This is a genomic window from Methanothermobacter sp., from assembly GCF_030055425.1.
GTDB lineage: Archaea > Methanobacteriota > Methanobacteria > Methanobacteriales > Methanothermobacteraceae > Methanothermobacter.
In genome coordinates, this window is sequence record NZ_JASFYE010000001.1 from 150,930 (window position 1) to 176,409 (window position 25,480).

Consider the following 25,480-nt stretch of genomic DNA (forward strand, 5'->3'; position numbering starts at 1 on the left):
ATGGCATATATTAGATGGGTGAAAAAAATGAAAAGGACCCTGGAGAACCTTACAAAGGCCTTCATTGGTGAAAGCCAGGCAAGGAACAGGTACACCTTCTATGCGAAAATTGCAAAGAAGGAGGGATTCGAGCAGATATCTGAGATATTCCTGACCACCGCGGACAATGAGAGGGAACACGCCAAGTGGCTCTTCCGCCTCATAAATCAACTCAGAGAGGAAGCAGGGGATGAGCCCGAGTCCATTGTTGTGGATGCCGAGGCCCCCCTCATACTTGGAAGTACCGATGAGAACCTGATAGCTGCCATTGCAGGTGAACACTACGAAAACAGCGAAATGTACCCTGAATTTGCCGATGTTGCAGAGGAGGAGGGGTACCCTGAGATTGCCAAGAGGCTCAGGGCAATAGCAGAGGCAGAGAAACACCACGAGGAACGTTACAGAAAGCTACTTAAACTTGTTGAAACAGGCAAGGTTTACAGGAAGGAGGAACCTGTGGTCTGGGTCTGCAGGAAGTGTGGCTACGTCCATGAGGGTACAGAGCCACCAGAGAAGTGTCCATCATGTGACCACCCCGCCAGATACTTCCAGGTGAAATGTGAGGAGTACTAGAAGGGAGGCCACATGACAGAAAGGAACCAGATATTTCAGTGCAACGTCTGCGGAAACATCGTTGAGGTGCTCAACCCCGGTGCGGGTCAGCTTGTATGCTGCAACCAGCCAATGGAGCTCCTCGTTGCAAGAAGGACAGATGTTGGCCCTGAAAAGCACGTGCCAGTTGTTGAGGGGAGCGGCGATGGAATCAGGGTTAAAATTGGTGAGGTACCCCACCCAATGGAGGATAACCATCACATACAGTGGGTGGAGGTCATAGCAGGGGAGGAGGTCCACAGGAGGGATCTCAGTCCAGGTGACAGGCCAGAGGCGGAATTCCCTGTTGACCCTGACTCAGAGTTCATGGTGAGGGCCTACTGCAACATCCATGGACTCTGGTACTGATATGGTCCAATCAACCCTTAATTTTTTTTTAATCTATAGAATTTTTTGCTCTAAATTATAAATAGGAAGTATCTGGGCATGTATTAGTATGTACGGGATACTCTGGAGAGTTTTTATGGAAGGAGGCTTTATTTTATGAAAATTAAATACATAACCATGATAGTTAAAGATATGGATGAATCCGTCCGATTTTACCGGGATGTAATGGGTTTTGAGGTGGATAGCCAATATAACCTCGGAGATCATGGTGAGATAACCCTCCTCAGGGGTGAAGGGGAAACCATGGTGGAGCTCATAAGGAATCCCATCAATAAACACGGACTATTCTCGGTGGGAATGGACGTTGATGACCTTGAAGTCACACTTCAGGAGCTGAGGTCCCGGGGGGCAAAGGTTGTAATGGAACCAACACCCATAACTGTGGGAAAACTTGCATTCATAGAGGACCCCAATGGGGTGAGGATAGCCCTGATTCAGCACATGGACAGTGAGTGAAGATTAATTTACAGACTATCTGACTCCATACCAGTGAAGAATTCTGACACCATAAACCCATAGTTAAGACCATCTGGCTTCATAACCACCAAAAAAACTGAACCCCTAAACCCAAAACTTTTATTTTTCAAATTATAAAATCCTCCCCATGAAGAGGATCTATCTTATGGCACTCCTTCTTCTTACCGTAAGTGTGAGTGGATGCATAACTTCAGGAAACAGCAGCATCAACCAGCTTACCCCCCAGATAAATGATCATATAAAAAAGGGTGACACCTATTTCAATGAATCAGCACTTGCAGCAAACAGCTTCAAACTGGACGAGGCGCTTTCAAAGTGTGAACTTGCAGAGAGTGAGTACAGTTCCGCGAGAAACCTTGCATCCGAGGCCCTGGGCCACGCGAAGGACGCAGGTGACCCCATAGTGGTCAACTACATCGAACTACTGGTCTCTGAGCTGGAGGCAAAACTCAACGCCACCTACCAGCTTAAGAATGCCATACAGATGTTCACACTGAACGATACCGAGAGCGGGAACTCCAATATAGAACTTGCAAATGGTTACATGCTGAGTGCAAAGGAATTTGAAAGAAAAAGACAGGAAATTGTGAATAAAAATCCTGAAAGGTTCAGGTAACCCACAGTACACACTTTTTATAATCTGAAAGGTTCAGGTCCCCCTTATGGGGCCCCTTCAACCTCCAGAAACCTTTCCCCTGTGATTCTAACAGCCAGCGATCCCACAGGTGCCGTGAAGAGTATGGCAAGCACCGCCATTGCGAGTATTGTCTGACCCGCTGCAACCCCCGCGGCAAGGGGTATTGCACCCACGGCTGCCTGAACAGTAGCTTTTGGTATGTAAGCTGCTATGCAGAACACCCTTTCCCTCAAATTGAGGTTGGAGCCCCTGAGTGCCAGGAGCACACCCATGCTCCTTGCTGCAAGACCCAGGAGTATCACTGCAAGTCCCAGGAGACCCACCTGGAATATGAGTTTAACGTCAACCGCTGCCCCCACAAGCACGAAGAGCAGTATCTCTGCAAATATCCATACCTTGTTGAATTTCTCAGAGAGCTTCAGTCCCGTCTCAGGCATCCTCTCAAGTATAACAAGTCCCGTTACCATCACACCAACCAGTGCTGCTATCGGGACATGTGCACTGAGTATATCCCCTCCATTTTTAAGAAGTATTGCAGCTCCCAGAATGATGAGTGTCTTCTCAGTGTTTCTTATCTCAAATTTCCTGAAGAGATACACTAGGGAAAGTCCAAGGGCAAGACCTGCAACTATACCTGTCAGGATGGATATCGGGACTCCCAGGGCCTCCACAAGGAAGTTAACCTGCTGTCCCCGATACATTCCCAGGAACACCGAGAAGAGGGTTATTGAAACAACGTCATCCACAGATGCGCCTGTCAGTATAATGGTGGGTATACCTTTGGCTGTCCCCATCCTCCTCTCAATGAAGGAGAGCATCTGTGGGACTATAACTGCAGGTGAAACTGCGGCTATAACAAAACCAAGGATACCCGCCTCTATGAGTGAAAGCCCCAGTATGTAGTGGGCCGCGAACATCACAGCGAAACCCTCAACCATGTCGGGTATGAAACTCATCTTAACCGCGGTCATACCCACCTTTCTGAGGCTTTCAAGGTTTATACCGAAACCAGCCCTCAGGAGGATTATTATAAGTGCTATGACCCTGAGGTCCGGTGAAACGTCCATTATACTTTTTGATATCAGGTTCAGTCCATGGGGGCCTATCAGCATACCAAGTAAAAGCATCCCCAGGATTCCAGGTATTCCGATACGGTTGAATGCCCTGCTGAAAAGAAGGCCAAGTAAGATAATAACAGCTACGCTGAATGCAACATACTCCAAATTGATACCTCCATCTGGAGGATAGCTCCTCCTACATTTTTTCTGCAGGAGTCATCAGCCAGAAAAAGCGTTTAAAGGTGGACTCCATCACCTATACACTGAGATTTCAGCTGGTTTTATATAAGTTTTGTGGTTGCTTTTCATCTAGTAACCTTCCCCTCCATCCTTTCAATACCAGCTATTACAGCTATGGCAGCTGACTGGGTTATAACTGAAAACAGGACAACCGCGGGTATCCATACACCGTAGAGGTAACCCATAAGGAGGCTTCCTGAAAACCAGGCGACCCCAAACACCATGTTGAATGTCCCGTAGGCTGAGCCCCTCTTCTCTGGTGGGGAAAATCTTGAAACAGCAGCCCTCATAACAGACTCCTGGGCACCCATACCCACACCCCAGAGTGCGGCGCCAGTAAACGCTGCCAGTGACCCGCCAAGGAAGGCAAGGGGGGCATAGAGCATGGATATGAACACCGCAAGGGCCATAACCCTGAAACCATACCTGTCAAAGTACCTTCCAAAGATGAGCGCTGAGACGGCATCTGTAAGCATTGCAAGGGAATAGAGGACAGGAATCATTGATGAATCCAGAACCCCGCTCACTCCAAGGTGGTAACCCACAAGTGGAAAATCAGCGTACCCGAGGGCTATGAAACATACAGCGAGCAAGTAAATCCAGTAGGAGCCCCTGAAGGACGTGTAATCAATTCTTGTTGAGGTTTCAAGTTCACCTGGACGCGGAAAGAGCAGGTACCCTGCAGTTAGAACTGAAAGTGCCATGACCGCTGGAACTGCAAGGACCAGGAACCCCTCCCTGAACCCTCCGCCAAGTGCCAGGACCAGGAAAACTATGAAAGGTCCTGCAACAGCCCCGATCTGGTCAAGAGCCTCATGTATCCCGAACCCAGTTCCATGACCCATACTGGAGGAGGCGTATGATAAAATAGCATCCCTGGGTGGTGTTCTGAGGCCCTTACCCATCCTCTCCATTATTATCAGGAGAACCGCCACCTGCCAGTTACCTGCAAATGCAAGTAGAGGCACAGCGATAAGGTTGATAAGGTAGCCGGCAAATGTTATGAACCAGTACCTCCCTGTTCTATCTGAGATGTACCCTGAAAGGAACCTTATGAGGTACCCTGAAAGTTCACCGAAACCTGCCGCAAATCCAACCATGAATGCGCTGGCGCCTAGAAAGGCCATGAATGGCCCTGTTATTCCCCTGGCACCCTCATAGGTCATGTCAGCAAGGAGACTCACAATTCCAAGTATGATTATGAATTTAGTTGCCCTATTCATGATAAACCCCTCAGAAATGAATTTTCCATCCCAAGAATTTACTGTTCCATTATATATAAAATCCCATCATACGAATTAATTTCCAGCCTACGGATCATCACACGCTCCACTGAACAGCATGTAAACTGCCCTGTAGGTGTACTCGGGTTCAGATATACCCATATAAAGTGACCTCCTGAACCCGCCATCAGGGTTTCTCAGTTCCAATATAAAGTCCTCCACGTCATATTTCCTTCCCCTGAGGATCTCATTGAGCCTGAAGCCCGCGTAAACCGTCTCAAGATAGGGTGGATAGGATAGGGGTGTGAAGTTCCAGCCACCATCACCCCAGCAGGAATCAGTAAATTCAAGCACATCCTTCCTGCTGAAATTCACACCATGGGCCTCCAGTATCTCAACTGCGAAGTGGGTGTTTATGATGTCTGACCCGTACCTCCCAAATCCGCCGTCATCGTTCTGAAGTGAAAGAACCCACTCAGGGACCCCCTCAAGGTATTCGCCATGGAGTCTGAGGACCGAATCCATGTAATACGTTATTTCAAGCTTTGATTTCCTGTAGGACCTTCTGAGAAGATCTAGAAACCTCTGCTTTACCCTGAATTCCCTGCCATAATCAGCCAGCAAAGTGCACCTGTAGAAGAGTCCCTGGGCAGCGAAGCTACCTTTTGAGTGCAGCTCCTCAAGCCAGTCAAGGGTTCTACGGATATCATCCGGGATAGAATCTATGACCTCAAGGGCCCTTATGGCGTAATACGTGTTTTTCGAGTCAGGAAGTCCCTCATAAAGTGTGTAACCCCCTGATGGGTGTCTCCTCCTGTCAAAAAAGTTAATGATACCCTCAACTATGGGTGAAGTCCCTGACATGTTACTCCTCCGGGTCCACAACAATCAAATATAAATAATGAACACCGCCATTATATAATAAGTTCCGGTTATTTATCATTAAATAAATCGTTTCTATGAGGAATACCATGATCCAGTCATGTAGTGAATGTAAGGGTAAGGGTTACCGTGTTAAAAGTTACAAAATATGCAGCGCATGCCATGGGACAGGCTACCAGTCAACAGAGGATATTAAGGACCACTTCAAGGGTGTGTCAAACACTGCAAGGCAGAGGTTCGACCTTGAGGAGACCCATGATGTGCCCTGCGAGGTATGCAGGGGAAAGGGCGAGGTCGAGGTGAGGGAACCCTGCCCCACCTGTGAAGGTAAGGGTGAGGTTAACATATGCCCCTCATGTGGAAAGAGGATAAGTGGCAGGGACGAGTACTGTCCCAACTGCCAGAAGAAGGAGCCCGTCTACGTCCTCCACCCTGCATGCACCATCGACGACCTTGAGGTTGGAAGCGTATACAGGGGGAAGATAACAAGGATAGAAAAATATGGTGTCTTCGTGAGCCTCAACAGCCATGTCTGGGGGCTCATGAGGGGCCTGTTCCCTGACAACAGGATCGGTGACGAGATATTCGTCAGGGTATCCCATGTGAAGCCCTACAAGGGCGAGGTTGACATGATACCCGCCAGTATAAAGGGCCCATATGAGATCGTTAAATTAAAAAAGGACCTCCCAAGGACAAGGATAGCTGATATAGACACCAAGAGTCTTGGTAAAACAGTCAGGATAGTGGGTGAGGTCATACAGATACAGCAGACCTCAGGACCAACAATATTCACAATCTCAGATGAGACGGGCACAACCTGGGCGGCGGCCTTTGATGAGCCAGGCATAAGGGTCTACCCCCACATCCAGATAGGACACATAGTTGAGGTTATAGGTGAGGTTAACCAGCACACCGGTAAGATCCAGATAGAATCAGAGTCCATTGAACGCCTCATAGGAAAGGATGCAGCTGAGGCAAGGAGGCTAATCGATGAGGCAATTGACAGGAGGGCAGAACCAGAAAGGAAGGACCTTCTCATAGAAAGCGAAACCCTTGAAAAACTGAGGCCGAAACTCATTGAAGCAGCCAAGGCCATAAGAAGGGCAATATACGATGGAAGATCCATACTGGTAAGGCACCATGCAGACGCCGATGGTATATGTGCGGGTGTGGCCATAGAAAAGGCCGTTGTGCCCCTGCTTAGAGAACTGAACCCGAGCACAGATGCGGAGTGGCACTACTTCAAGAGGGCCCCAAGTAAGGCTCCATTCTATGAACTGGAGGACGTTGTGAAGGACCTCTCCTATGCACTTGAGGACCTGGAAAGGCACGGGCAGAAACTCCCCCTCCTTGTGCTCCTTGACAACGGGTCAACAGAGGAGGACATACTCGCCCTCATGAAGGCAAAGATCTATGACATCGAAATAGTTGTCGTGGACCACCACTACCCGGGTGAGGTCACCGATGGAAGGGTGGAGGTTGATGAATACGTTGACGTGCACGTAAACCCATACCTTGTGGGTGGGGACTCCCAGATAACCGCTGGTGCCCTTTCAGTGGAGATAGCCAAGATGATAAACCCTGAAATCACCGAGAGGATCCTGCACCTCCCAGGGATTGCTGCTGTGGGGGACCATGCAAACTCCCCTGAAGCCGAAGGTTACATTGAACTTGCAGGTGAGAGGGGCTATGAACGGGATGAACTTGAAAAAATAGCCGCCTGTGTTGACTTTGAGGCGTTCTACCTCCGATTCATGAATGGAAGGGGGATAATAGACACCATCCTTGGCCTTGGAAATCTTGATAAGCACAAAAAGCTGGTGGACGCCCTCTACAGGGAATACGAGAGGAAGGTTGATACCCAGCTCCGGGCCGCGATACCCAACCTCAAATCCACGAGGCTCCCCAATGGTATACTCTTCAATGTCCTTGACGTTGAGAAGTACTCACACCGCTTCACCTTCCCTGCCCCCGGCAAGACCTGCGGCTTCGTCCATGACTACATGGTCCAGAAACACGGTGAGGAGACACCGATAATCACCCTTGCCTATGGACCGGACTTCGGGGTTATAAGGGCAACCGACGCTGTGAATGAAAAATTCGGGTTCAACCTCAACGAGATAGTCTGGGAGCTGGCAGAGGAGATTCCTGAGGCTGTGATCGATGGGGGTGGACATGAATGCGCGGGGTCACTCAAGTACATTGAGGGCCTCTCAAAGAAGGTTCTATCGGCCTTTGCAGAGAAGGTGGCATCCCTCAGGGAATAAAATAAACCAATTATGATATGTTCTCCTATAAGACCCTGCGAACTGATTAAATATTAAATCTTAAATTTTAAAGTAGTTAATTTTAAATTCAGATCTTAATCAACCATTATTTTCTTCGTTAATGTTCTGAGAAAAATAATTTTAAATCCTAAACATCAGGGTTTTCCCTTTCACCCACCAGGCTCTTATAGTAGTCGCATTCATCTGCGATGGGACATTCCTCATGCCTCGGGCCCACTGGCCGGCAGATGTCCTGTCCGAACTGGACCATGAGGTCATTGAGTTCTATCCAGTATTTCCGGGGTATGACCTCCATGAGGGCCCTTTCGGTCTCCTCAGGTGTCCTGGTGTTCACAAGACCAATTCTGTTTGATATCCTGTGGACATGTGTATCAACAGGGACCGCTGGCTTATTGAATGCATATACCAGTACACAGTTCGCGGTTTTCCTCCCAACACCTGGAAGTTTAAGGAGTTCATCAATGTCATCAGGGACCTTTCCCCCGTATTCCTCAAGGAGGATCCGAGAAACCTCCCTGATCCTCCTTGCCTTGACGTGGTAAAAGCCAGCCTTTCTTACAAGCTGCTCCAGTTTCTCGACAGGAGCATATGCAACGTCCTCCATGGTGGGGTACTCAGAGAACAGCCTGGCGGTTGCCTCATCGGTGTTCTCGTCCCTGGTCCTCTGGGAGAGTATGGTTCTTATGAGGACACGGTAGGGGTCCCTGTCCTCAAAGACTCTCAGGGAGTAGAGGCTCCTAAGACCCTCCATTATCCTGTCAATATCCCTGATGGATACCACCGGAAAAAAGAATCAGTTAAGTTTCTGGAGCAGAAGCTGAAGACCGTCCATCAGCCCCTCACCCTCGGTTGCAATGGTGGGCAGAACATCCACATCCCTGTCAATCTCAAGTTCAGAATCATCAAGGTCCTGTTTATTTGAGAACACAACGTAGGGGATGTTCTTCTCCTCAAGTTCTGCCATTATCTCCTTCTCAGCCAGGGTTACCCCCCTTGAGTTATCCACCACTATTATGGCGGCATCAAGGCCATTGGAGATGATCTCAAGCATGAACTTGAACCTCTCGTGGCCGGGTGTTGCAAAGAGGTGTACCTTCTCACCGTTAACAATGCAGTTACCATAATCCAGTGCCAGTGTTGTGCCCTTGTACTCGACCTTTGTTATCTTATCACATAGCTGCTCAAGGGTGGTTGTTTTACCGGTATCATAATCCCCGAAGATTACAACCTTTGTCTCCTTATTTTTCATTATAATCAACTCACACTCAATTTATAGTTAAGTATAATGTCTGAATGCTGTGTTCCATATTATGTACCATATTTTATATATTTAATGCTGTGGGAGGTTTATCCTGCACCCAATTGACCTCATCCTCTCTGGAAAATCAGGAAACGAAACACTGAAGACCTCACCATCCATTATTCTTATGCCCTCTCTGAGACCGATGATGGTGAATGCCATTGCAAGTCTGTGGTCGCCGTGGGATGAGACCACTCCACCCCTCACACCACCCTCAATGACCATGCCGTCCCGTAGCTCCTTAACCTCCACTCCCAGTTTTCCAAGTTCAGTGGCGCATGTCCTTATTCTGTCTGTTTCCTTGTACCTTGCATGTTCAACTCCCCTTATCTCGGTTCGTCCATCGGCAAGGGCCCCGAGGACCGCTACAGTTGGGAGGAGGTCCGGGGCGTCATGGAGGTCCACCTGGACACCTGAAAGTTCGCCGGTGGATGATACAACCACGTGGTCATCTCCCACAACAACATCGGCCCCCATCTCCCTGATTATGTCAAGTATGATACGGTCCCCCTGCCGGGAATCCCTGAAGAGGTTCTCGATTCTGACCTCTCCGCCTGCAACTGCAACTGCCCCTGCAAGGTAGGATGCAGAGGAGTAGTCACCCTCAACCGTGTACCTCCTTCCCCTGTACCTGGATGGTTCAACAGAGAATACGCCATCAGAGTATTCCACCGGGACAGAGAATTTCTCCATCACATCAAGAGTCATGTCAACGTAGGGCCTTGATATGAACTCCCCTTCAACCTTCAGGTCAACGCCCTCCGAGAGGGGTGCTGCTATGAGGATCGATGATATGAACTGTGAACTCAGACTCCCATCTATTGATGTCTCGCCGCCCCTGAACCCTCCCCTTATTATAACAGGTGGGAGGCCATTCATCCTTGAGGATACCGCCTCAACACCGAGTGGTTTGAGGGCTTCCAGGAGGGGCTGCATGGGTCTTGTCCTGAGGGACTCATCACCGGTGAGTACAGTGTAGTTCTCTGCAAGGCCAGCCACCGAGGTCATGATGCGCAGGGTTGTCCCTGAATTTCCAAGGTATACAACATCGTCGGGTGTTTCAAGTTCACCCCCGCTTCCGGTGACGGACCATTTCTCACTGCCCTCTATGTCAACCCCGAATGCCCGGCAGGCCTCCACCGAGGAGAGGGTGTCCTCCGCCACAAGGGGGTCCCTGATCTCTGATATGCCATCTGCAAGTGCCGCCACTATGACCGCCCTGTGGGTGTAACTCTTGGATGGTGGGGCCTTGACTGTCCCTGAAAGTTCAGATGACACATCAACTTTAAGTTCCATTGAAACACCTCGAGGGGATCAGCGCACTATTTCTATTATGATTTCAGGTTCATCCATGTTGAGCACATCGACCCTTTCGCCGGCTGTTCCCACAACCTCCTTTCTGAAGCTTATGTATTCGGCTGTGAGTCTTTTTCCAGCAACCTCTATTTCCCCCTTTTCCTGGAGTTCATCGTAGATATCCTGGGGGTCAGATCCCTTGAGATGGGAGATTATGGCGGGGGCGTCTCCCCTGAACTCGGGCCCTATCCTGTCCATTCTCGGTTCAAGTTCCACGACCCTCTCTGTTATTTCAGGTTCACCCCTCTCAAGGCCCACCTCAGATATATTCATTGTCCCGGCTATGTCCTGGAGGAATGGTTCCAGCATTGCCGCTGAATCCTCATCCGTGTATATGGTGGCTGATCGGAGGGGTGCGTTGAGGGGCATCTTTGATGATGACTTGAACCTCCTGATTTCACCTATAACCTCAACTGTAAGGTCACCCATCCTCTCGATTTCAGGGTCAACCATCTCAGGTCGGTACTCTGGCCAGCCCTTCACATGTATTGATCCCTCGCCGATGTGCTGGTGAACCTCCTCTGTGAAGTGGGGTGTCACCGGGGCAAGGAGCCTGAGGCATGTCTCGAGGACCATCCTCAGGGTGTTCTGGGCTGCCACCCTTGATGACTCATCCCCCTCCGAGTACAGCCGGTACTTGACAGCCTCTATGTACTCGTCACAGAAGTCATGCCAGACGAACTTCTGGATCCTCCCCACCGCTGAGGCGAAGTTGTACTCCTCCAGACTCTCTGTAACGTCCCTCACCAGGTTCATGAGCCTGGAGAGTATCCAGCGGTCAAGGGGTCTGAATTCCGCCTCCCTGTCATCTCCCAGGTGGATGCTTATGAATCTGAATGCATTCCAGAATTTCCTCAGGAACTTGTAGCCGTACTTCACGTCCTTCCAGGCAAATGGAACGTCTGACCCTGGCACACTGCCTGCGGCCCAGAGCCTCAGTGCATCGGCACCGTAGTCCTCAAGGACCTCTTCGGGTGCTATAACATTTCCCCGGGACTTGCTCATCTTGTGTCCGTCCTCCCCGAAGACCATCCCGTTTATCACTATCTCACTGAAGGGTTTCTCGCCGGTGAGTGCCATGCATCTCAGTATGGTGTAGAATGCCCAGGTACGGATTATGTCGTGTCCCTGTGGCCTAAGATTTGCGGGGAAGAGGTCCCTGTAGGATTCATCTGGCCATCCTGCAACCGAGAGAGGGGATATTGAACTGTCCATCCATGTGTCAAGGACGTCCTCCTCACCAATGAATTCTGTGCTTCCGCATTCACATTTTATACCTGGATCGTCCCTTGTTGGGTCAACTGGCAGCATATCCTCATCTGCAACGTGGACCCTTCCGCATTCCTTGCAGTACCACACGGGTATGGGGGTTGCGAATATCCTCTGCCTTGATATGCACCAGTCCCAGTCCATGGACCCTGTCCAGTTGAGGAGCCTGGTCTTCATGTGTTCGGGCACCCATTCCATTTCCTCAGCAGCCCTTCTAACATCGGGTATGAGTTTCTTTACCGCCACAAACCACTGCTTCTTGACCAGGATCTCTATGGGTGTCTTGCACCTCCAGCATGTGCCCACGTTCTGCTTCACAGGCTCCTTTCTCAGGAAGAAGCCCTCCCTTTCAAGGTCCTCAATTATCTGTTCCTTGCACTCCCTTATGGTAAGACCCTTGTATTTGCCTGCGGCCTCTGTCATGTAACCCCTTTCATCTATAGCCTCTATAATGTCTAGGTTATGGCGGTTGACCCAGGTAACGTCTGTCTTGTCCCCGAAGGTACATATCATGACAGCGCCGGTACCGAATTCAGGGTCAACATCGGGGTCCTCTATCAGTTTAACCTTCTGGCCAAAGAGGGGTACCTCTATCTCCTTACCCTCAAATTCAGTGAATCTATCATCATCAGGGTGTACAGCCACCGCCACGCAGGCTGCCATGAGCTCAGGCCTTGTTGTGGCTATCTCTATATCTTCACCACCATCGACAGGGAACCTCACGTAGTTGAGGTTTGTCTCGTTCTCAACGTATTCGACCTCTGCAAAGGCTATCGCAGTTTCACACCTGGGGCACCAGTTGACCGGGTGCACGCCCTGGTATATGAGGCCGTCCTCGTACATGCGGAGGAATGAGAGCTGGGTTCTCCTCATGTACTCGGGGGTCATGGTCACGAATTCGTGGCTCCAGTCCTGGCTGAAGCCGAGGCGCTGCATCTGCTCCTTCATCATCTTTATGTTTTCCTGGGTGAGTTCCACGCAGAGGCGCCTGAATTCCTCACGTGACACGTCACTCTTCTTTATGTTGTGGGTCTCCTCAACCTTGACCTCAGTTGGGAGCCCATGACAGTCCCAGCCCTGGGGGAAGAGGACATCGAATCCCCTCATTCTCCTGAACCTTGCTATTATGTCCATGTAGACCCAGTTGAGTACGTGGCCCATGTGTATGGATCCTGTTGGGTATGGTGGTGGCGTGTCTATGATGTACCGGGGCTTTGTCCCTGACCCTATGAAGCGGTATATGTCATCTTCCTGCCATTTTTTCTGCCATTTAACCTCGTTTTTATGGTTGTAATCCTTTGGGATCTGGTTATCGGTCATCTTATTCTCTCCCTGATAGAAGCTGTGAAGTGCTGGAAAAGTTATATGATAATATTCACTACCCAATCTTTATAAAGATGTTTGAATACTCTAACTTTGTGGAGAAATAAAAGGAGAGCAAGTTCTCATATGGTGAATGCCAATGGAGTTGATCTGGTTCTACATAGCACTCTTCCTTGCAATAAGTGATGAGATACACACGAGGATACTCTGGAATGTCTTCTTTGACTTCTACATACTTCTTGCCGGGATCATCAAGGAGACGGTCTCATCGAACATACAGCTGTGGCTGGTCCATGAGGGCCTGGAGGCCCTCTTCCACTTCATAGTGCTGTCCCTTGTGTTTCTCTCATTTGAGATAGGGTTCCTTGCAGCCCTCATACATCTTATTGTGGATCTTTACCATCAGCTGAGCGGGGTGGACCATGGATGGCTGTATCACAGGGCTCTCCACTTCACCGTGGAATCGGTTTTCTTCATAATGGTCTTCTCTGCCCTCTAGAAATACCATTTTCCTTTTAAATCAAATTGATCTGTATTTATCAGTTTCTCTTCAGTGACACAGAGCCTATGAATTTTGTGGTGGGTATCCGTGGCAGTGATGATGCTGCCACATATTTTCCAAGGAATATTATGTTATCGGGCCTTCCACGGTTTCTTCCAAGGAGCCTGCCCCCATCAAAGGTTGCGTGCACCCTCAGAAGTGTTGAGTTCTCCCTGCTCAGGGTCTCGTAGAGAAGTATGTTTCGCCTGTTGTATCCCCAGCGGTCTGTCCCGGCAGCATAAACCGCTGCCTTAAGGGGATTTTCGCTCCAGCGTGAATAGTAGCCTCTCCTGTAATAGGATGGGCTGTTGGGTACACTTATGTACTCCCCATTCCGCAGCCTGAATACCGAGAGCCTTGAGTAGCCCCTCCTGTAAATTGAAACCCCTGCCTGACCCCCCGGGCCCCTTATAACAAAGTGTCCAAGGCCGAGTTTCCTCACGAGGCTGTGGGCCCTCTTCATATCATAGGACGTCACGTTGCCGCGCCGGATGATGTCTCCACCTATGGACTCAAGGGCCCGGTTTATCCAGACTATATCGGGTCCGCCGGCCCCCATCATCCAGCCGCCCTCTGAGATTATGGTGTGGAAGAAGTATCCGTTGACGGTCTTGTATTCCTTCAGAGTTTCCCTGCCATTCCAGACCGTCTTCTGAATCTTGAGGGTGGCGGCATAGGTGGAATCCCGCCTGTAGGCAAAGACAGCGTCACTCTCATTAACATTAACCACCACCGAGCAGCAGTCAGAGTCCACCTCATGGTGATGGGTCCCTGATGACCCCCAGTTACTCCAGCTCTTATTTGCAGGTGTCTGATCCACAGCTGCAGCTGATGCTGCACCCATGAGAATCGCGATTACAAAAAATGTAGCAAAAAAATGTGTCTCAACAATCTCACCCCCCCTTTATGTATTTTCTGTTCCCTGGACTATATGAATGTTGAGATAAGGGGGCGGGTTAATTATTTATTGGATACCCATGATAATTTGAACCATCATCTTTACCGGAGAGATCACCATGCCTGTTATAACGTTGGATTACGATGACCTGAAGGAACTGGGCATTGACCTTGATAGAGAAAGGCTCATTGAAGTTCTGCCGATGATGGGAAGTGACATTGAGGACTTTGACGATGAGGGTATTAAGGTTGAATTCTTCCCCAACCGCCCTGACCTCCTCTCGGTTGAGGGTGTTGCAAGGAGCCTCAGGGGATTTCTGGGGATTGAAACAGGCATGCCCCGTTATGATGTTCCTGAATCAGACATTGAGGTGACCGTTGATGAATCTGTCCTCAATGTGAGGCCCCACCTTGGAATGGCTGTCATTGAAAATGTGAGATTCACAGATAAGAAGCTCAAACAGGTCATGGAGTTCCAGGAGGACCTCCACTGGGTTATAGGACGTGACCGGAGGAAGGTGGCCATTGGTATACATGACCTTGACCGTGTTGAGCCGCCCTTCGTCTACAGTGGAGTTGAACCTGAGGGTGTCACATTCACCCCCCTTGAGAGTGTATGTGAAATGACACCCCGGGAGATACTGGAGGAGCACCCCAAGGGTGTGGCCTACGCACATCTCCTGAGGGACCATGAAAGTTATCCCCTGATAACCGATAAAAATGGAGACGTACTCTCCCTTCCCCCCATAATAAACGGGGAACTCACCAAGTTAACCACAGAGACGGAGAGGATACTCGTTGATGTTACAGGCACCGATGAGAGGGCAGTTAACCAGGCCCTGAACATCATATGCACGTCATTTGCAGAGGCTGGTGGTGTCATAAGGTCAGTAACGGTGAGGCGTCCTGATTCTGAGTTAAGGCTCCCGGACCTCACACCAAAGGAGATGAGTGTCTCTGTATCAACAGCTTCACGCATAACCGGCATTGAACTTGACGCTGCTGAGATTAAAGGGTTCCTCATGAAGGCCCGTATGGATGCATCCATTGTCTCCCCTGACGAGGTTCTTGCGGTTATCCCGGCCTACAGGGTGGACATCCTCCACGAGGTTGACCTTGTGGAGAACATAGCAACCCAGTACTGCATAGGGAGGATCGAACCCCTCATCCCTGAAGTTGCAACCATTGCAGAGGAGGATAACTGGAACAGGGCCGATAAATTCATAAGGGAGGTTATGGTGGGTCTGGGCTTCCAGGAGGTTATGAGCCTCATGCTGACGAGTGAGGAGAGCCACTACCAGAGGATGAGGCTCGAGGAGGATGAAAGGGTGCAGGTTGCCCAGCCAATTTCACAGGATCGGACCATGATCCGCAAGAGCCTCCTGAATGGTCTCCTTGAATTCCTTGAGGATAACAGGCATGAGGACCTCCCCCAGAGAATATTCGAGGTTGGGGACGTGGTATACATTGACCCTGAAGCCGAGACCCGTACACGTACCGTGAAGAAACTGGCATGTGCAGTCACCCACTCAAGCGCGGGTTTCACCGAGATCAAGTCAATTGCGGCTGCAGTGGTTGAGAACCTTGGATATGAGTTCAGAGTGGAACCCCTTGACCACCCATCATTCATAATGGGAAGGTGTGCGTCCATTGAATCTGAGGGTGAATCATCGAGAATAAGAGGGTTCTTTGGTGAGGTTCACCCCGAGGTTGTGACAAACTTCAACCTGGAGTACCCTGTCATTGCCCTTGAAATTGAATTTGAGGAGAAATGAATAACCAACAATACCAGATCGTGGGGTGTTGTGATCATCCAGTAGAAAAATAAATAAGCGGGTTGGGATTTACACAGAAAAACCTGACCCCAATAACCGTCCTTCAGGGCCTACCAGCAACCGAAACCCTGATCCTCCTGTTTCTTGGTCCGTCAAGTTCAGCAAAGAATATGCTCTGCCATGTACCCAGGTCCATCTTCCCATTTACCACCGGAATCGTCTGGCTCCCACCAAGAAGCACGGCCCTCAGGTGGGAATCCGCATTGTTATCTATTACATTATGGCCATATGAACCGCCTGAAGGCACCATACCTGTGAGCATTGACTCTATGTCCCCCAGAAGCCGTGTCTCATTTTCATTTATGAATATCGCTGATGTGGAATGCCTTGAGAAGACGTTCAGTATTCCCTCCTTTATTCCAGATGACTCGAGGACCCCTGAAACCATGGAGGTTATATCAATGAGTTCAACCCGCATGGAGGTCCGAAGTGGAATCTCCTCTGTATAGAATTCCATGGAAACACCGGTTTTAGTTATGGCCCTATATCAATAAAAGTTTTGGTGTTCGCCTCACCAGATTAGGGTTTTTAGGGGTCCTCCAGAATCAGATATCAATAAAAGTTTTGGTGTTAGCCTCACAGTCAACCTCAAAAAAACTATTTGAGCACACCTGAGAACAGACTGGTAAGCCTGTAGAGGATGCTTTTATCCTGGTAGAAAGCCCTGTGTGGGCATACCTCCATGCAGCAGAGGCAGTTTATGCAGCTTGAGTAATCAAACTCCGGTACCAGCGCCCCGGACTTCAGGGCGTCTGCAGGGCAGCTCTCAACACAAACATTACAGTTCCTGCACCTTTCAGGGTCTATGGCCGGCCTTGACCACCAGAGTTTCATGAGTGCACGTGCAAGGCCCGATGGGAGTAGATCAAGGGTGTAGTATATGTTGGAGGGCCACTTGAAGTCATCAACCGCTTCAGCCTTAAATCCCAGAATCTCTATATCTGAAGGGTCAGGAGCAAGGTTCCTCCTCCGTGCAGCCTCATTCACGGGTACCCTGAATGGGTCCATCCCCAGGAGCAGGGGTATGTAAATGTCAAGTGCCAGTGCATCCTCGGATGCCAGAAGAAGCCCAAGGTCTCTTGGATCCCCTCCTGAGGGACCACTGCCCTCCATCCCCACCACCCCATCCACCAGGGTGAGTGCAGGATCCGTAAGCAGGTAGATCTCGAGGAGCTTCTCGGCAAACTCAGATGGCCCCGGGTGTTCCCTGTGATAATCCGCCTTCCTGAAACCGGGAACAGCACCGTACATGTTCTTGACAGCGCAGGTGAAGATGGTCATGGAGTGGGTCTTGAGTTTGGGTAGGTTGACAACGGCGTCACTGTCCACAACCGGCCTTGAGATGGGGTAACCCTCCCCTCCCATTATGTATGATCCTGCAGCCTCAAAGTTTACGAGTTCAATATCAAGCCTCTCTGCCACGTCAAGTATCCCTGTGGCCCTCCAGAACTTCTCAATATTCCTGAAGGATCCACCTGGACTGTCCCCAACTCTTACCTCCGCCCCGGTGTCTATGAAGAGCTCTGCAACCGCCTCGATAACCACAGGATGTGTTGTGACGTGTCTCTCAGGGGGGGCCGCCATGAGCATGTTGGGTTTCAGAAGGACCCTCTCACCGGGTGATGCGAATTTTTTAACGCCCCCAAGGTGATCCAGGCACTCCCTAACACCATCCCTCACCTCCTCAGGGTCATAGGACCGGCAGTGAGTTACTGATACCGATGGCATGAACTGCTACTCCAGAAAAAGTTAAGAAAGAAATTAAAGTCCAAAGGACTTCATCAGGAGTTCTTCATTGACGAAACCTGCCCTGAAGACCTCACCGGTTCTGAGGTCATTTATGACGACCTCTGCTGGTGCGAACATGCCCTTGTCTATCTTGTAGAAGTCGTAGTCCGCCTCCTTGAATACGTCGTAGAATGGTTTACCGTAGCCCTCAGAGGCTGATGATGGCAGGTTCTCTGCGAGGGATTTTATGTCATCACCCTCCTCTGATTCTATGTAGTAGTAGGTCCTGCCTCCAAAGAGGACGGCGTCATTGGTTTTACCCATGGCCTTAAGGCTGTCAGGGTCCACGGGGGCTATTGGTGCGATACCTGCGGCGTATTTGACCTTGTTAACATCGAAGTGGAGTGCCTCAAGCATCTTGTAGGTACCGTTTTCCACCACACGACCTGAGATCTGTATTGAACCCACGAGGGATGATGTTGGGGCCACGAGTACGTAAACATTCTCCGGTGAAACATCACAGTCCTCTGCAATCTTGTCTGTGACGTCCTCCCCTGGCAGTTTATCTGCTTCAAGTGTGAGAACTGCAATGTCAGCCTCGTCCTGGTAGCCTATCTCCTCATAGGTCTCTGCCGGCTTAAGTGCAAGTGCCCTTGCCGGTCCTGAACCAAGGGCAAAGAAGTCACCAACACTGACTGACCAGCCTGCCTTCTGGGCACCCAGTGTTGAGATGGCCGGGAAGTCTGTCTTTATCTTGACTGATGGTAGGGCGAACCTCTCTGACAGGTCACCGGGTATTGATATGCCCACATCTGCAAGGCCTCCAAGGCACACCGCAGTGTAGAGTTCACCGGCCTTTATGCTACCATCAACGTTAACACCACAGTCTATGACTGTTGAGCCATTTTCAAGTTTATCAACGCTTATTTTAAGGTCATCTGCACCTTCGATCATCCTGTCAACTATCTTTTTTGCCTCAATGTTCACACTAACCATTTTCAATCACCTCTTTTGCTTCTTTGAAGTTAACCTCATATATATGAGCGCTAATGGAGTGGATGGTTATATGCCCCACGTCAACCCCCACCTCCGATGCAACGTGATCTGCAAGGTAGGCGAGGCCGACGGCGTTGGGGAACCATGCCCCGTAGATGTCGTGGCTGCGCCAGAGTGCCGTGGTGAAGAGCCTCCCGTCCCTCACCTTGAAGTCCACAAGGATCATGCACGGGACCTCATCACTTTCAGTATCTATTTCAGGGTCCCATGTGACCATGGTGGCCCTCCGGGACTCTTTACAGTTTTTCAACCTCTCTATCGCCCTATCCACCTGGTCCACACCGAAGTGTGCCCTGAGACGGTTACCATAGGTGTATACGAATCCCTTCCTTTCATCCGAGAGGAACTGTTCTGAGTACTTCTCAAGTTTCTCCCCACTCCAGAAGTACCCCTCTGGGACCCTTATATTGATGAGTGATCTGGCCGGGAGGTGGTAGAAGTCCCCTGACCTGCCTAGGGGGTTTTTTATTGTCACAACCGTGTTCATGACCTCCCTTGTGAGGGAACCCCTTTCATCCCTTATCTTTCTTCCATCACGCATTATCTTCCTAACCAGTTTAAGCCAGCCCTCTGCAATTTCATCGACGCTTATCTCATAGGCCATCTTTGAACCCCCTAAAACTCTGATGCAGCCTTCACCATGTTTCTGAGTTTGGCGAATGCCGCCTCCCTTGGAAGTTTCCTCATTCCACAGTCAGGGTCTATGTAGAGGTTATCCTCCCCGGCTATATCAGCACCCCTTTCAATAAGGTTTTTTATGGTATCGGTGGACTCAACAACCTCAGTTGATGTGTCAACGCAGCCGAATCCCAGTTTTTTATCGCCCCTCCATTTCTCTGCCAGCACTTCAAGGTTTGATGGTCTTCCTGCAAACTCAAGGTCCAGCATATCAACCGGGAATGTAAGGAGTTCCCCAATAACCCCGCTGATGTCACCGCATACATGGAGGGAGACATCCACATCGAGGGCCCCTGAAATGCGTTTAACAGCCCTTCTTGCTGTCCCCATATCCACCATACCCGTTGAAAGGAATGGTTCATCTATCTGTATCATGACCGCCCCTGCATCCTGTAGGTGTTCAGCCTCAACCCTAAGGGCCTCTGCCATATCCATAATTGCCCTTTCCCTCTTCTGGGGGCTGTAGAATCCCTCTATCCTTGAGGCGTGCACCATGGTGGATGGTCCTGTGATTATCCCCTTAACACCCTTTGATTCGTCATCTGTAAGTTTCCTGAGTATGCCCATTGCATATCTGAGATCATGTGATCCTATGGAGCCTGAAGGGGGTGTTATCCTTGAAAATATGATTGATACTCCATCCTTTACCCTCATGCCGCCCATTGCCTCTGCAAAGTGGCCCACCATGTCCCCCCTCACCTGTCCATCTGAGATTATGTCAATCCCTGCCATTACCTGGTCCCTCACGGCAGTCTCTATGGCGGGTCTGCAGGCATCATAGGACCCGAGAAAACTTGAAATTCGCTCCCTTAATGTTTCAGGTCCCCTGGGGGTTGCGGGGTAGCTCCCAACCACCGTTGTGATCACTATATCACCGTCAGTGCTCTGCAACTTCAATTATTCTCTCTATTTCATCCTCATCCACGGGTATCTCTATGACCGCTGTCCCATAACAGGGCTTTGTGTAGGGTATCATCACGGTTGAGCGTTCCTCATCTATGCCAACAGGTACCGGGGGTATTCCTATTATCCTTGCACCCAGTATCTTCTCGCCGGGCCTTATATGGACGACCCTCCTTGCCTTTTTCTCAATGAATGCCGCACATTCCCTGAACCCTGAACGGGTCATGTGGATTTCATAGTCGTCGGACTGCTGCAGGTAGGTCTCTATGCAGAATGACATCATAGCTCCTCCAGGAATCTGTCTATCCTGACCCTCAGTGGGGCCGGGTTGTGGTGTGCCCTCGCAGCTATTATCTCGGCTTCTGTACCTTCCATAACAGCATCAACCAGTTTCTCAAGGGTTTCCGCGTCCCTTTCAAATACTACCGCCAGTATTTCTGTATTAAGTATTCCTGCAAACGTCGCGAGGTACGCGGCGGCGGCATCATTGGGTACAAAACCCACAATGAATTCATAGTCCCCCTCAGAGAGTTCATTGAGGCAGGAGTCGAGGTCGGTTAGGTCACCAGTGTATACACCCTCTGGGTCTGCAACCTGCACAAGCCTTATTGCAGCAGGATTTGCTGTTATTGTAACACTGAACCCCTTCTTCCTGAGTTTATGTGATGTGTAGATTGCCAGGGGAACCTGAACCGGTGACTCCGGGCATCCGAGTATCATCAAAGCCTTCTTCATCTATACACTCCCTGAATACTGAATTATTCCTTCACCCCGAATGAAGTGGCGAATATGAGTGAGCTGAGAAATATGAATGTCATGAGCGCTGTTCCGTTTATTGTCCTGTTTATTATGAAGAGTCCTATGAGTGCCTGGGACATGAAGGCTGCAAGTGCGCCTGTGAGGAGAACCTCCCTTCCAAGGTATGTTTTTGAGCCATTTTCCCTCATATCCCGGTACATGTAGAGCATCCTGAGGCCCATGATAATGATGCCCACACACCAGATTAAAAGGAAGAACATTGTAATGTAACCAAAGTCATATGCCCATCCAAATATTCCAGGCACCATGTAATCTATCACATCCTTCTTGTTGACCAGTATGCCATAGAAGACCGGATAGGGAAGGCCAAAGAAGAGTATCAGCTGGAGTGGCAGTGAAATGTAGCCGTCTGCAAATCCACTTGAGAGTTCACCCCAGTAGGATGACATGGGGTTATGTCCAAGGAGGGTTGTGTTCTTGAGTACAAGTTTGAGGCTCGGGAGTGAAAAGGTTTCAAGCCTTTCTATACGGAGGAGGGGGCTTAAAACAGGCATCTGAAGTATTCTTGAGAGTAACTCCAGGCCCCCGAATCCTGCGACCGCGATGAAAGCGAAGCCAAGAACCCTCTTAACTGTTATGATGGATTTCTGCCTCATTGACTTGGAGATCAGAAAGAAACCTATCAGCAGCCCCAGGAGCCACAGGAGAAGGAATGATCTATGCATGAGGCCCCCAAAAACGGTTATTCCTGCCATGAGAATATAAACGAATCCCCTGAGTCCACCCACCTCAACCCCTGAGTCCTCCATGATTGCAAGGGCTGCAAGGGATGATATGGTAACAAGAAGTGCTATGGGGCCAAATGGGTGCGTGAATTCACTCTGCCCAAAGGACATGAAGAGCGCCACAACATCAAGGCCAAATATTATATTGAATCCTATCCCCAGCACAAGACAGAGGAACAGTATCATGCTGAGGGAAAGGGGTGCCAGGTTCAGCAGGAATATCATGGTCGCATACATGAGGATGCCGACCTCGACTATGAACTGAAGGTGATTCTGTGCTATGAGGGCCAATTTAATCCTCCAGAAATTTATCAGATTATCAGATACATCCTTATATTGGGGGTCATCTTAAAAAGTTTTTCTGGAGCTGGAGCACCTGTTGGGGATAGCAGGGATGCATTCCCAGGGGTCCTTTAGCGTCAGATGAGTCTTCTGAATACCACCATGTCCTCACCGGGGCCATTGTAATCTGCCACCGCCTTTACAGGACCAGCATCAACTGTTTCGCCCTCCTCCACCGCCCTGAACCCATTTTTAAGGTAAAATCTTATCGCCCTCTGGTTCACTGGTTTTGTTATAAGGTATATGACACGGGCACCTCTTTGCCTCACAGTTTCTGTGAAGACCTCAAGAAGCCTTGATGCCACACCCCTTCCCCTGATGTGTGGTGAGACACAGAGAAGATGAATGTATGCCTCATGAGGGTCGTCCTGGGATATGAATCCCAGGAGAAAGCCGGTGATCCTTCCATCCTCCTCTGCAACAAAGGATGTGCTGCTGAAGAACCTTGTGAATATATGGTAGATTGAGTTCCTCTCTGTAACCATGGGGGGACATCTAAATGCCAGTTCCGCTATAGGAGTGAAATCCTCCTCCCTCACATTCCTTAAGATCAAGCAAACCACCAGAGATATTGATGAACTGGAGAACTGTTAAGGGGTTAAGTTTAAATATGAAAAGACTTAATGTATACTGTGTTAGGGCTGGTAGCTCAGGTTGGTAGAGCGTCGCCTTGGCATGGCGGAGGCCCCGGGTTCAAATCCCGGCCAGTCCATCAATACTACTTTTTGTGTCCTGAATCAGCTGCCCCATAGACACTGTCAATTATTATCTTGAAAAGGTCGTCTGTTTTGATTTCCTTAGGACCCTTTCGTGAAACAAGAAGCCTCAGTGCCACGTTGACTATTTCATCAACATCTGTTGACCTGTACATCAGCCCGTTCTCAATGTAGAACCTGTCAACCGAAAGCGGCTTTCCAGGGTAACATGATATGACAGGTGTGCCCAGTAGGGCCGCCTCCCTGTTCATGGTACCCCCAGCCCCGATTACAAGGTCGCACCTCTTCATGAGGCTGAATGTATCAACCGGCGGCTTGATTATGGTAACATTATCATATCCCCTGAAGATCTCTTCCTGTTCCCTGAACCGTGGGATGATGAGGATGTTGGCGTAATCCTTTAGAACCTCCACTATCGGTGTGAGTACAGATTCATGGCAGTCAGCATCCAGGTAGGAGGCCAGCGATGGTTCTGGCCTCATGAGTATGGTCTTCTCCCTTTCAAGTTTCAGGTTCAGGTCCTCGAAGATGTTCTCATTGTACTCAAAGTTCTGGAAGTGGATTATCTCAGATGACCCCCTGTACCTTGTTATCCTGTTGGGGTCAGCCCCTGTCTTCATTATATCCCAGAGGTCAATGACCTCAGGCATGATTATATGATCACAGAGTGGGAGTGTAAGCTTGTTGGCTGCAAGGGCATGTTCATTGTCCAGCACATAGACACTGGGGATTCCAAGACCAAATGTGACCCTTGGAAGCTCTATTGAATGTTTTGAAAGGCCAACATCAGGTTTCTCTTCGGCTATAAATTTTGAGAGCTTGTAGGCTCTCTTGGTACTCTCAAGGAGCTTTTCAGCGAGTGTCACACCGTGTTTACCTATCGAGGTGAATTCAAAGCCAAAGAGGTTCATGAGCCTGTGTATATCCCCGAACTTCCTTGCTGTTATGATCACATCCTCCCCCTCATCCTGGAGGTGGGTGATGATGTCCCTGAAAAACCTCACATGAGGCGAATTTGTAATATCAATCCATACCTTCAAGGGGACCACCATAAAATTTTAATCAACCATGGCATCCTCAATGGCATCAATTATCTCCTGGACGCCTTCACCGGTTTTGAGACTGGTTTTAAGAACCCTTACATCAGGGTTGATATGTTTAACATCCTCAACCATCTTATCAAGATCTGCACCAACGGCATCTGCAAGGTCGGCCTTGTTTATAACCACGAGGTCGGCCTCCCTGAATATGAGGGGGTGCTTCTCCACCGTATCATCGCCCTCTGTGGAGCTCACAACGACGACCCTCATATGTGATCCAAGGTCAAAGTCCACTGGACATATGAGGTTACCAACGTTTTCAATGAAAAGGATGTCCACATCCTCAAGTGGAAGATCCTCAAGTGCGTGTTCAACTAGATGAGCGTCAAGGTGGCATTCCTTACCGGTATTCAGCCCGACAACCGGCACACCATACCTTTCGAACCTCCCTGCGTCAAATTTACTTATAACATCCCCTGCAATGACCGCAACCTTCCTGTCCATGTTCTCAATGAGCCTCTCTATTAGTGTGGTCTTTCCTGACCCTATTGCACCCAAAAAGTCAACTGCAAAGACGTTGGACCTGTCAAGGCGCCTCTGGTTTTTCTTGGCAAGTTTTCTGTTTGCAAGGAGAATATCATTCTGAATTTCAACCTCTGCTATCTTATGCATGGAATTCCTCCTCTATTCCCTCTTCTCAATTTTTATGTTCCTGACGTTGCATTCCCTGCCAGTCTTCACCTGGAATTCATTTCCCCCGCATTCAGGGCAGCTTATGACTGGGGCGAAGTGATCAAGCTCATCAGCCTCAACCACGCCCTCATATCCACATTTGCATTCTATTTCAACCGGGACAACCTCAAGGTTAAAATCTGCCCCCTCAAGTATTGTGCCCTCGCTGAGGACCTCCAGCATGAATCTGATCTGTTCAGGGTTAAGTAGAGTGAGCTGGCCGATCTCAACTGTGACCTCCAGGACCTCCACTGCATCGTTCTTCTCTGCAGCATCGATGACTGTCCTTACAATTGCATCGGCCATGGATAGTTCATGCAACCATTTCACCTCTCTGGTCTGACAAAATTTTATAATTAGAATTAATAGAGTTATCT

27 protein-coding genes, 1 tRNA gene and 1 riboswitch are annotated in these 25,480 nt (G+C 49.5%); of the genes, 8 read left to right on the plus strand and 20 right to left on the minus strand.

All coding sequences use genetic code 11. The annotated features are described in order from the left end of the window. Nucleotides 1-27: 27 nt before the first annotated feature. The 4 genes from rbr to QFX39_RS00870 all read left to right on the plus strand — a co-directional run bounded on the left by rbr (nt 28) and on the right by QFX39_RS00870 (nt 2,131). Nucleotides 28-612 carry a rubrerythrin gene (rbr, locus tag QFX39_RS00855; RefSeq protein WP_300476481.1) on the plus strand — a complete coding sequence of 195 codons (585 nt, stop codon included), beginning with the start codon at nt 28-30 and terminating at the stop codon, nt 610-612. Nucleotides 613-624: 12 nt separating this feature from the next. Further along, nucleotides 625-999: a desulfoferrodoxin gene (locus QFX39_RS00860; RefSeq protein WP_300476483.1), complete on the plus strand. Its 375-nt coding sequence runs from the start codon at nt 625-627 to the stop codon at nt 997-999. Between the two features lie 135 nt (nt 1,000-1,134). Beyond that, on the plus strand, nt 1,135-1,494 hold the full coding sequence (locus QFX39_RS00865) for a VOC family protein (protein ID WP_300476485.1): 360 nt from the start codon (nt 1,135-1,137) through the stop codon (nt 1,492-1,494). Nucleotides 1,495-1,642: 148 nt separating this feature from the next. Next, nucleotides 1,643-2,131 carry a hypothetical protein gene (locus tag QFX39_RS00870; RefSeq protein WP_300476487.1) on the plus strand — a complete coding sequence of 163 codons (489 nt, stop codon included), beginning with the start codon at nt 1,643-1,645 and terminating at the stop codon, nt 2,129-2,131. A 44-nt stretch (nt 2,132-2,175) separates the two neighbouring features. Here the strand turns inward: QFX39_RS00870 and QFX39_RS00875 are convergent, their stop codons facing one another. The 3 genes from QFX39_RS00875 to QFX39_RS00885 form a co-directional block, all read right to left on the minus strand. Continuing rightward, nucleotides 2,176-3,375 (minus strand): sodium:proton antiporter, encoded by a 1,200-nt coding sequence (locus QFX39_RS00875; RefSeq protein ID WP_300476489.1) that lies wholly within the window; start codon nt 3,373-3,375, stop codon nt 2,176-2,178. Nucleotides 3,376-3,413: 38 nt separating this feature from the next. Further along, nucleotides 3,414-3,476, minus strand: a riboswitch (Fluoride riboswitch). A 39-nt stretch (nt 3,477-3,515) separates the two neighbouring features. Then, entirely contained in the window at nt 3,516-4,673 is a 1,158-nt protein-coding gene (locus tag QFX39_RS00880) for an MFS transporter (protein ID WP_300476492.1), read from the minus strand. An 87-nt stretch (nt 4,674-4,760) separates the two neighbouring features. Then, entirely contained in the window at nt 4,761-5,537 is a 777-nt protein-coding gene (locus QFX39_RS00885) for a prenyltransferase/squalene oxidase repeat-containing protein (RefSeq protein ID WP_300476494.1), read from the minus strand. 107 nt (nt 5,538-5,644) lie between these two features. Between QFX39_RS00885 and QFX39_RS00890 the strand changes: the two genes are divergently transcribed. After that, nucleotides 5,645-7,822, plus strand: coding sequence for a DHH family phosphoesterase (locus tag QFX39_RS00890; protein WP_300477128.1), 2,178 nt, complete (start codon nt 5,645-5,647; stop codon nt 7,820-7,822). A 148-nt stretch (nt 7,823-7,970) separates the two neighbouring features. On the opposite strand, the gene nth is transcribed toward QFX39_RS00890, so the two are convergent. From nth to QFX39_RS00910, 4 genes are all read right to left on the minus strand, one after another. Next, nucleotides 7,971-8,594: an endonuclease III gene (gene nth / locus QFX39_RS00895; RefSeq protein ID WP_300477130.1), complete on the minus strand. Its 624-nt coding sequence runs from the start codon at nt 8,592-8,594 to the stop codon at nt 7,971-7,973. A gap of 42 nt (nt 8,595-8,636) precedes the next feature. Then, the gene (locus QFX39_RS00900; RefSeq protein ID WP_300477132.1) at nt 8,637-9,095 is read right to left on the minus strand and encodes an ATP/GTP-binding protein; all 459 of its coding nucleotides are present in this window, start codon (nt 9,093-9,095) and stop codon (nt 8,637-8,639) included. Nucleotides 9,096-9,173: 78 nt separating this feature from the next. After that, nucleotides 9,174-10,439, minus strand: a complete 1,266-nt coding sequence (aroA, locus tag QFX39_RS00905) for a 3-phosphoshikimate 1-carboxyvinyltransferase (protein ID WP_300476496.1) — start codon at nt 10,437-10,439, stop codon at nt 9,174-9,176. An 18-nt stretch (nt 10,440-10,457) separates the two neighbouring features. Beyond that, on the minus strand, nt 10,458-13,088 hold the full coding sequence (locus tag QFX39_RS00910) for a valine--tRNA ligase (protein ID WP_300476499.1): 2,631 nt from the start codon (nt 13,086-13,088) through the stop codon (nt 10,458-10,460). Between the two features lie 142 nt (nt 13,089-13,230). Here QFX39_RS00910 and QFX39_RS00915 point away from each other — a divergent pair, with 142 nt between their 5' ends. Then, nucleotides 13,231-13,590, plus strand: a complete 360-nt coding sequence (locus QFX39_RS00915; RefSeq protein ID WP_300476500.1) for a hypothetical protein — start codon at nt 13,231-13,233, stop codon at nt 13,588-13,590. A 40-nt stretch (nt 13,591-13,630) separates the two neighbouring features. On the opposite strand, the gene QFX39_RS00920 is transcribed toward QFX39_RS00915, so the two are convergent. Then, the gene (locus QFX39_RS00920; protein WP_300476502.1) at nt 13,631-14,476 is read right to left on the minus strand and encodes a hypothetical protein; all 846 of its coding nucleotides are present in this window, start codon (nt 14,474-14,476) and stop codon (nt 13,631-13,633) included. A 172-nt stretch (nt 14,477-14,648) separates the two neighbouring features. Between QFX39_RS00920 and pheT the strand changes: the two genes are divergently transcribed. Next, nucleotides 14,649-16,304: a phenylalanine--tRNA ligase subunit beta gene (gene pheT / locus QFX39_RS00925; RefSeq protein ID WP_300476504.1), complete on the plus strand. Its 1,656-nt coding sequence runs from the start codon at nt 14,649-14,651 to the stop codon at nt 16,302-16,304. Between the two features lie 103 nt (nt 16,305-16,407). Here pheT and QFX39_RS00930 read toward each other — a convergent pair whose 3' ends face one another. The 9 genes from QFX39_RS00930 to QFX39_RS00970 form a co-directional block, all read right to left on the minus strand. Further along, nucleotides 16,408-16,821, minus strand: coding sequence for a secondary thiamine-phosphate synthase enzyme YjbQ (locus QFX39_RS00930; protein WP_300476507.1), 414 nt, complete (start codon nt 16,819-16,821; stop codon nt 16,408-16,410). Between the two features lie 140 nt (nt 16,822-16,961). Further along, complete coding sequence (locus QFX39_RS00935; RefSeq protein WP_300476510.1) at nt 16,962-18,092, minus strand: DUF362 domain-containing protein; 1,131 nt, start codon at nt 18,090-18,092, stop codon at nt 16,962-16,964. 33 nt (nt 18,093-18,125) lie between these two features. Continuing rightward, nucleotides 18,126-19,088 (minus strand): methenyltetrahydromethanopterin cyclohydrolase, encoded by a 963-nt coding sequence (mch, locus tag QFX39_RS00940; RefSeq protein ID WP_300476513.1) that lies wholly within the window; start codon nt 19,086-19,088, stop codon nt 18,126-18,128. Further along, nucleotides 19,081-19,752: a thymidylate synthase gene (locus QFX39_RS00945; protein ID WP_300476515.1), complete on the minus strand. Its 672-nt coding sequence runs from the start codon at nt 19,750-19,752 to the stop codon at nt 19,081-19,083. Before QFX39_RS00945 ends, mch begins: the two co-directional genes overlap by 8 nt. Before the next feature lie 11 nt (nt 19,753-19,763). After that, a complete protein-coding gene (locus QFX39_RS00950; protein WP_300476518.1) occupies nt 19,764-20,723 on the minus strand; it encodes a methionine synthase in 960 nt (319 codons plus the stop codon). Continuing rightward, the gene (locus tag QFX39_RS00955) at nt 20,704-21,009 is read right to left on the minus strand and encodes a DUF1894 domain-containing protein (protein ID WP_300476521.1); all 306 of its coding nucleotides are present in this window, start codon (nt 21,007-21,009) and stop codon (nt 20,704-20,706) included. Before QFX39_RS00955 ends, QFX39_RS00950 begins: the two co-directional genes overlap by 20 nt. Continuing rightward, nucleotides 21,009-21,464 (minus strand): DUF1890 domain-containing protein, encoded by a 456-nt coding sequence (locus QFX39_RS00960; RefSeq protein ID WP_300476523.1) that lies wholly within the window; start codon nt 21,462-21,464, stop codon nt 21,009-21,011. Before QFX39_RS00960 ends, QFX39_RS00955 begins: the two co-directional genes overlap by 1 nt. A 23-nt stretch (nt 21,465-21,487) precedes the next feature. Next, nucleotides 21,488-22,564, minus strand: a complete 1,077-nt coding sequence (locus tag QFX39_RS00965; RefSeq protein ID WP_300476525.1) for a hypothetical protein — start codon at nt 22,562-22,564, stop codon at nt 21,488-21,490. Between the two features lie 128 nt (nt 22,565-22,692). Next, nucleotides 22,693-23,178 (minus strand): GNAT family N-acetyltransferase, encoded by a 486-nt coding sequence (locus QFX39_RS00970; RefSeq protein WP_300476528.1) that lies wholly within the window; start codon nt 23,176-23,178, stop codon nt 22,693-22,695. 75 nt (nt 23,179-23,253) lie between these two features. Between QFX39_RS00970 and QFX39_RS00975 the strand changes: the two genes are divergently transcribed. Then, a tRNA-Ala gene (locus QFX39_RS00975) sits at nt 23,254-23,327 on the plus strand. A gap of 6 nt (nt 23,328-23,333) precedes the next feature. Here QFX39_RS00975 and QFX39_RS00980 read toward each other — a convergent pair. The 3 genes from QFX39_RS00980 to hypA are packed head-to-tail and all read right to left on the minus strand — an operon-like array spanning nt 23,334 to nt 25,424. Further along, nucleotides 23,334-24,380 (minus strand): DUF354 domain-containing protein, encoded by a 1,047-nt coding sequence (locus tag QFX39_RS00980; RefSeq protein WP_300476530.1) that lies wholly within the window; start codon nt 24,378-24,380, stop codon nt 23,334-23,336. Between the two features lie 9 nt (nt 24,381-24,389). Beyond that, nucleotides 24,390-25,043 (minus strand): hydrogenase nickel incorporation protein HypB, encoded by a 654-nt coding sequence (gene hypB, locus QFX39_RS00985; protein WP_300476532.1) that lies wholly within the window; start codon nt 25,041-25,043, stop codon nt 24,390-24,392. 12 nt (nt 25,044-25,055) lie between these two features. Then, nucleotides 25,056-25,424 carry a hydrogenase maturation nickel metallochaperone HypA gene (hypA, locus tag QFX39_RS00990; protein WP_300476534.1) on the minus strand — a complete coding sequence of 123 codons (369 nt, stop codon included), beginning with the start codon at nt 25,422-25,424 and terminating at the stop codon, nt 25,056-25,058. Between the last annotated feature and the right edge of the window lie 56 nt (nt 25,425-25,480).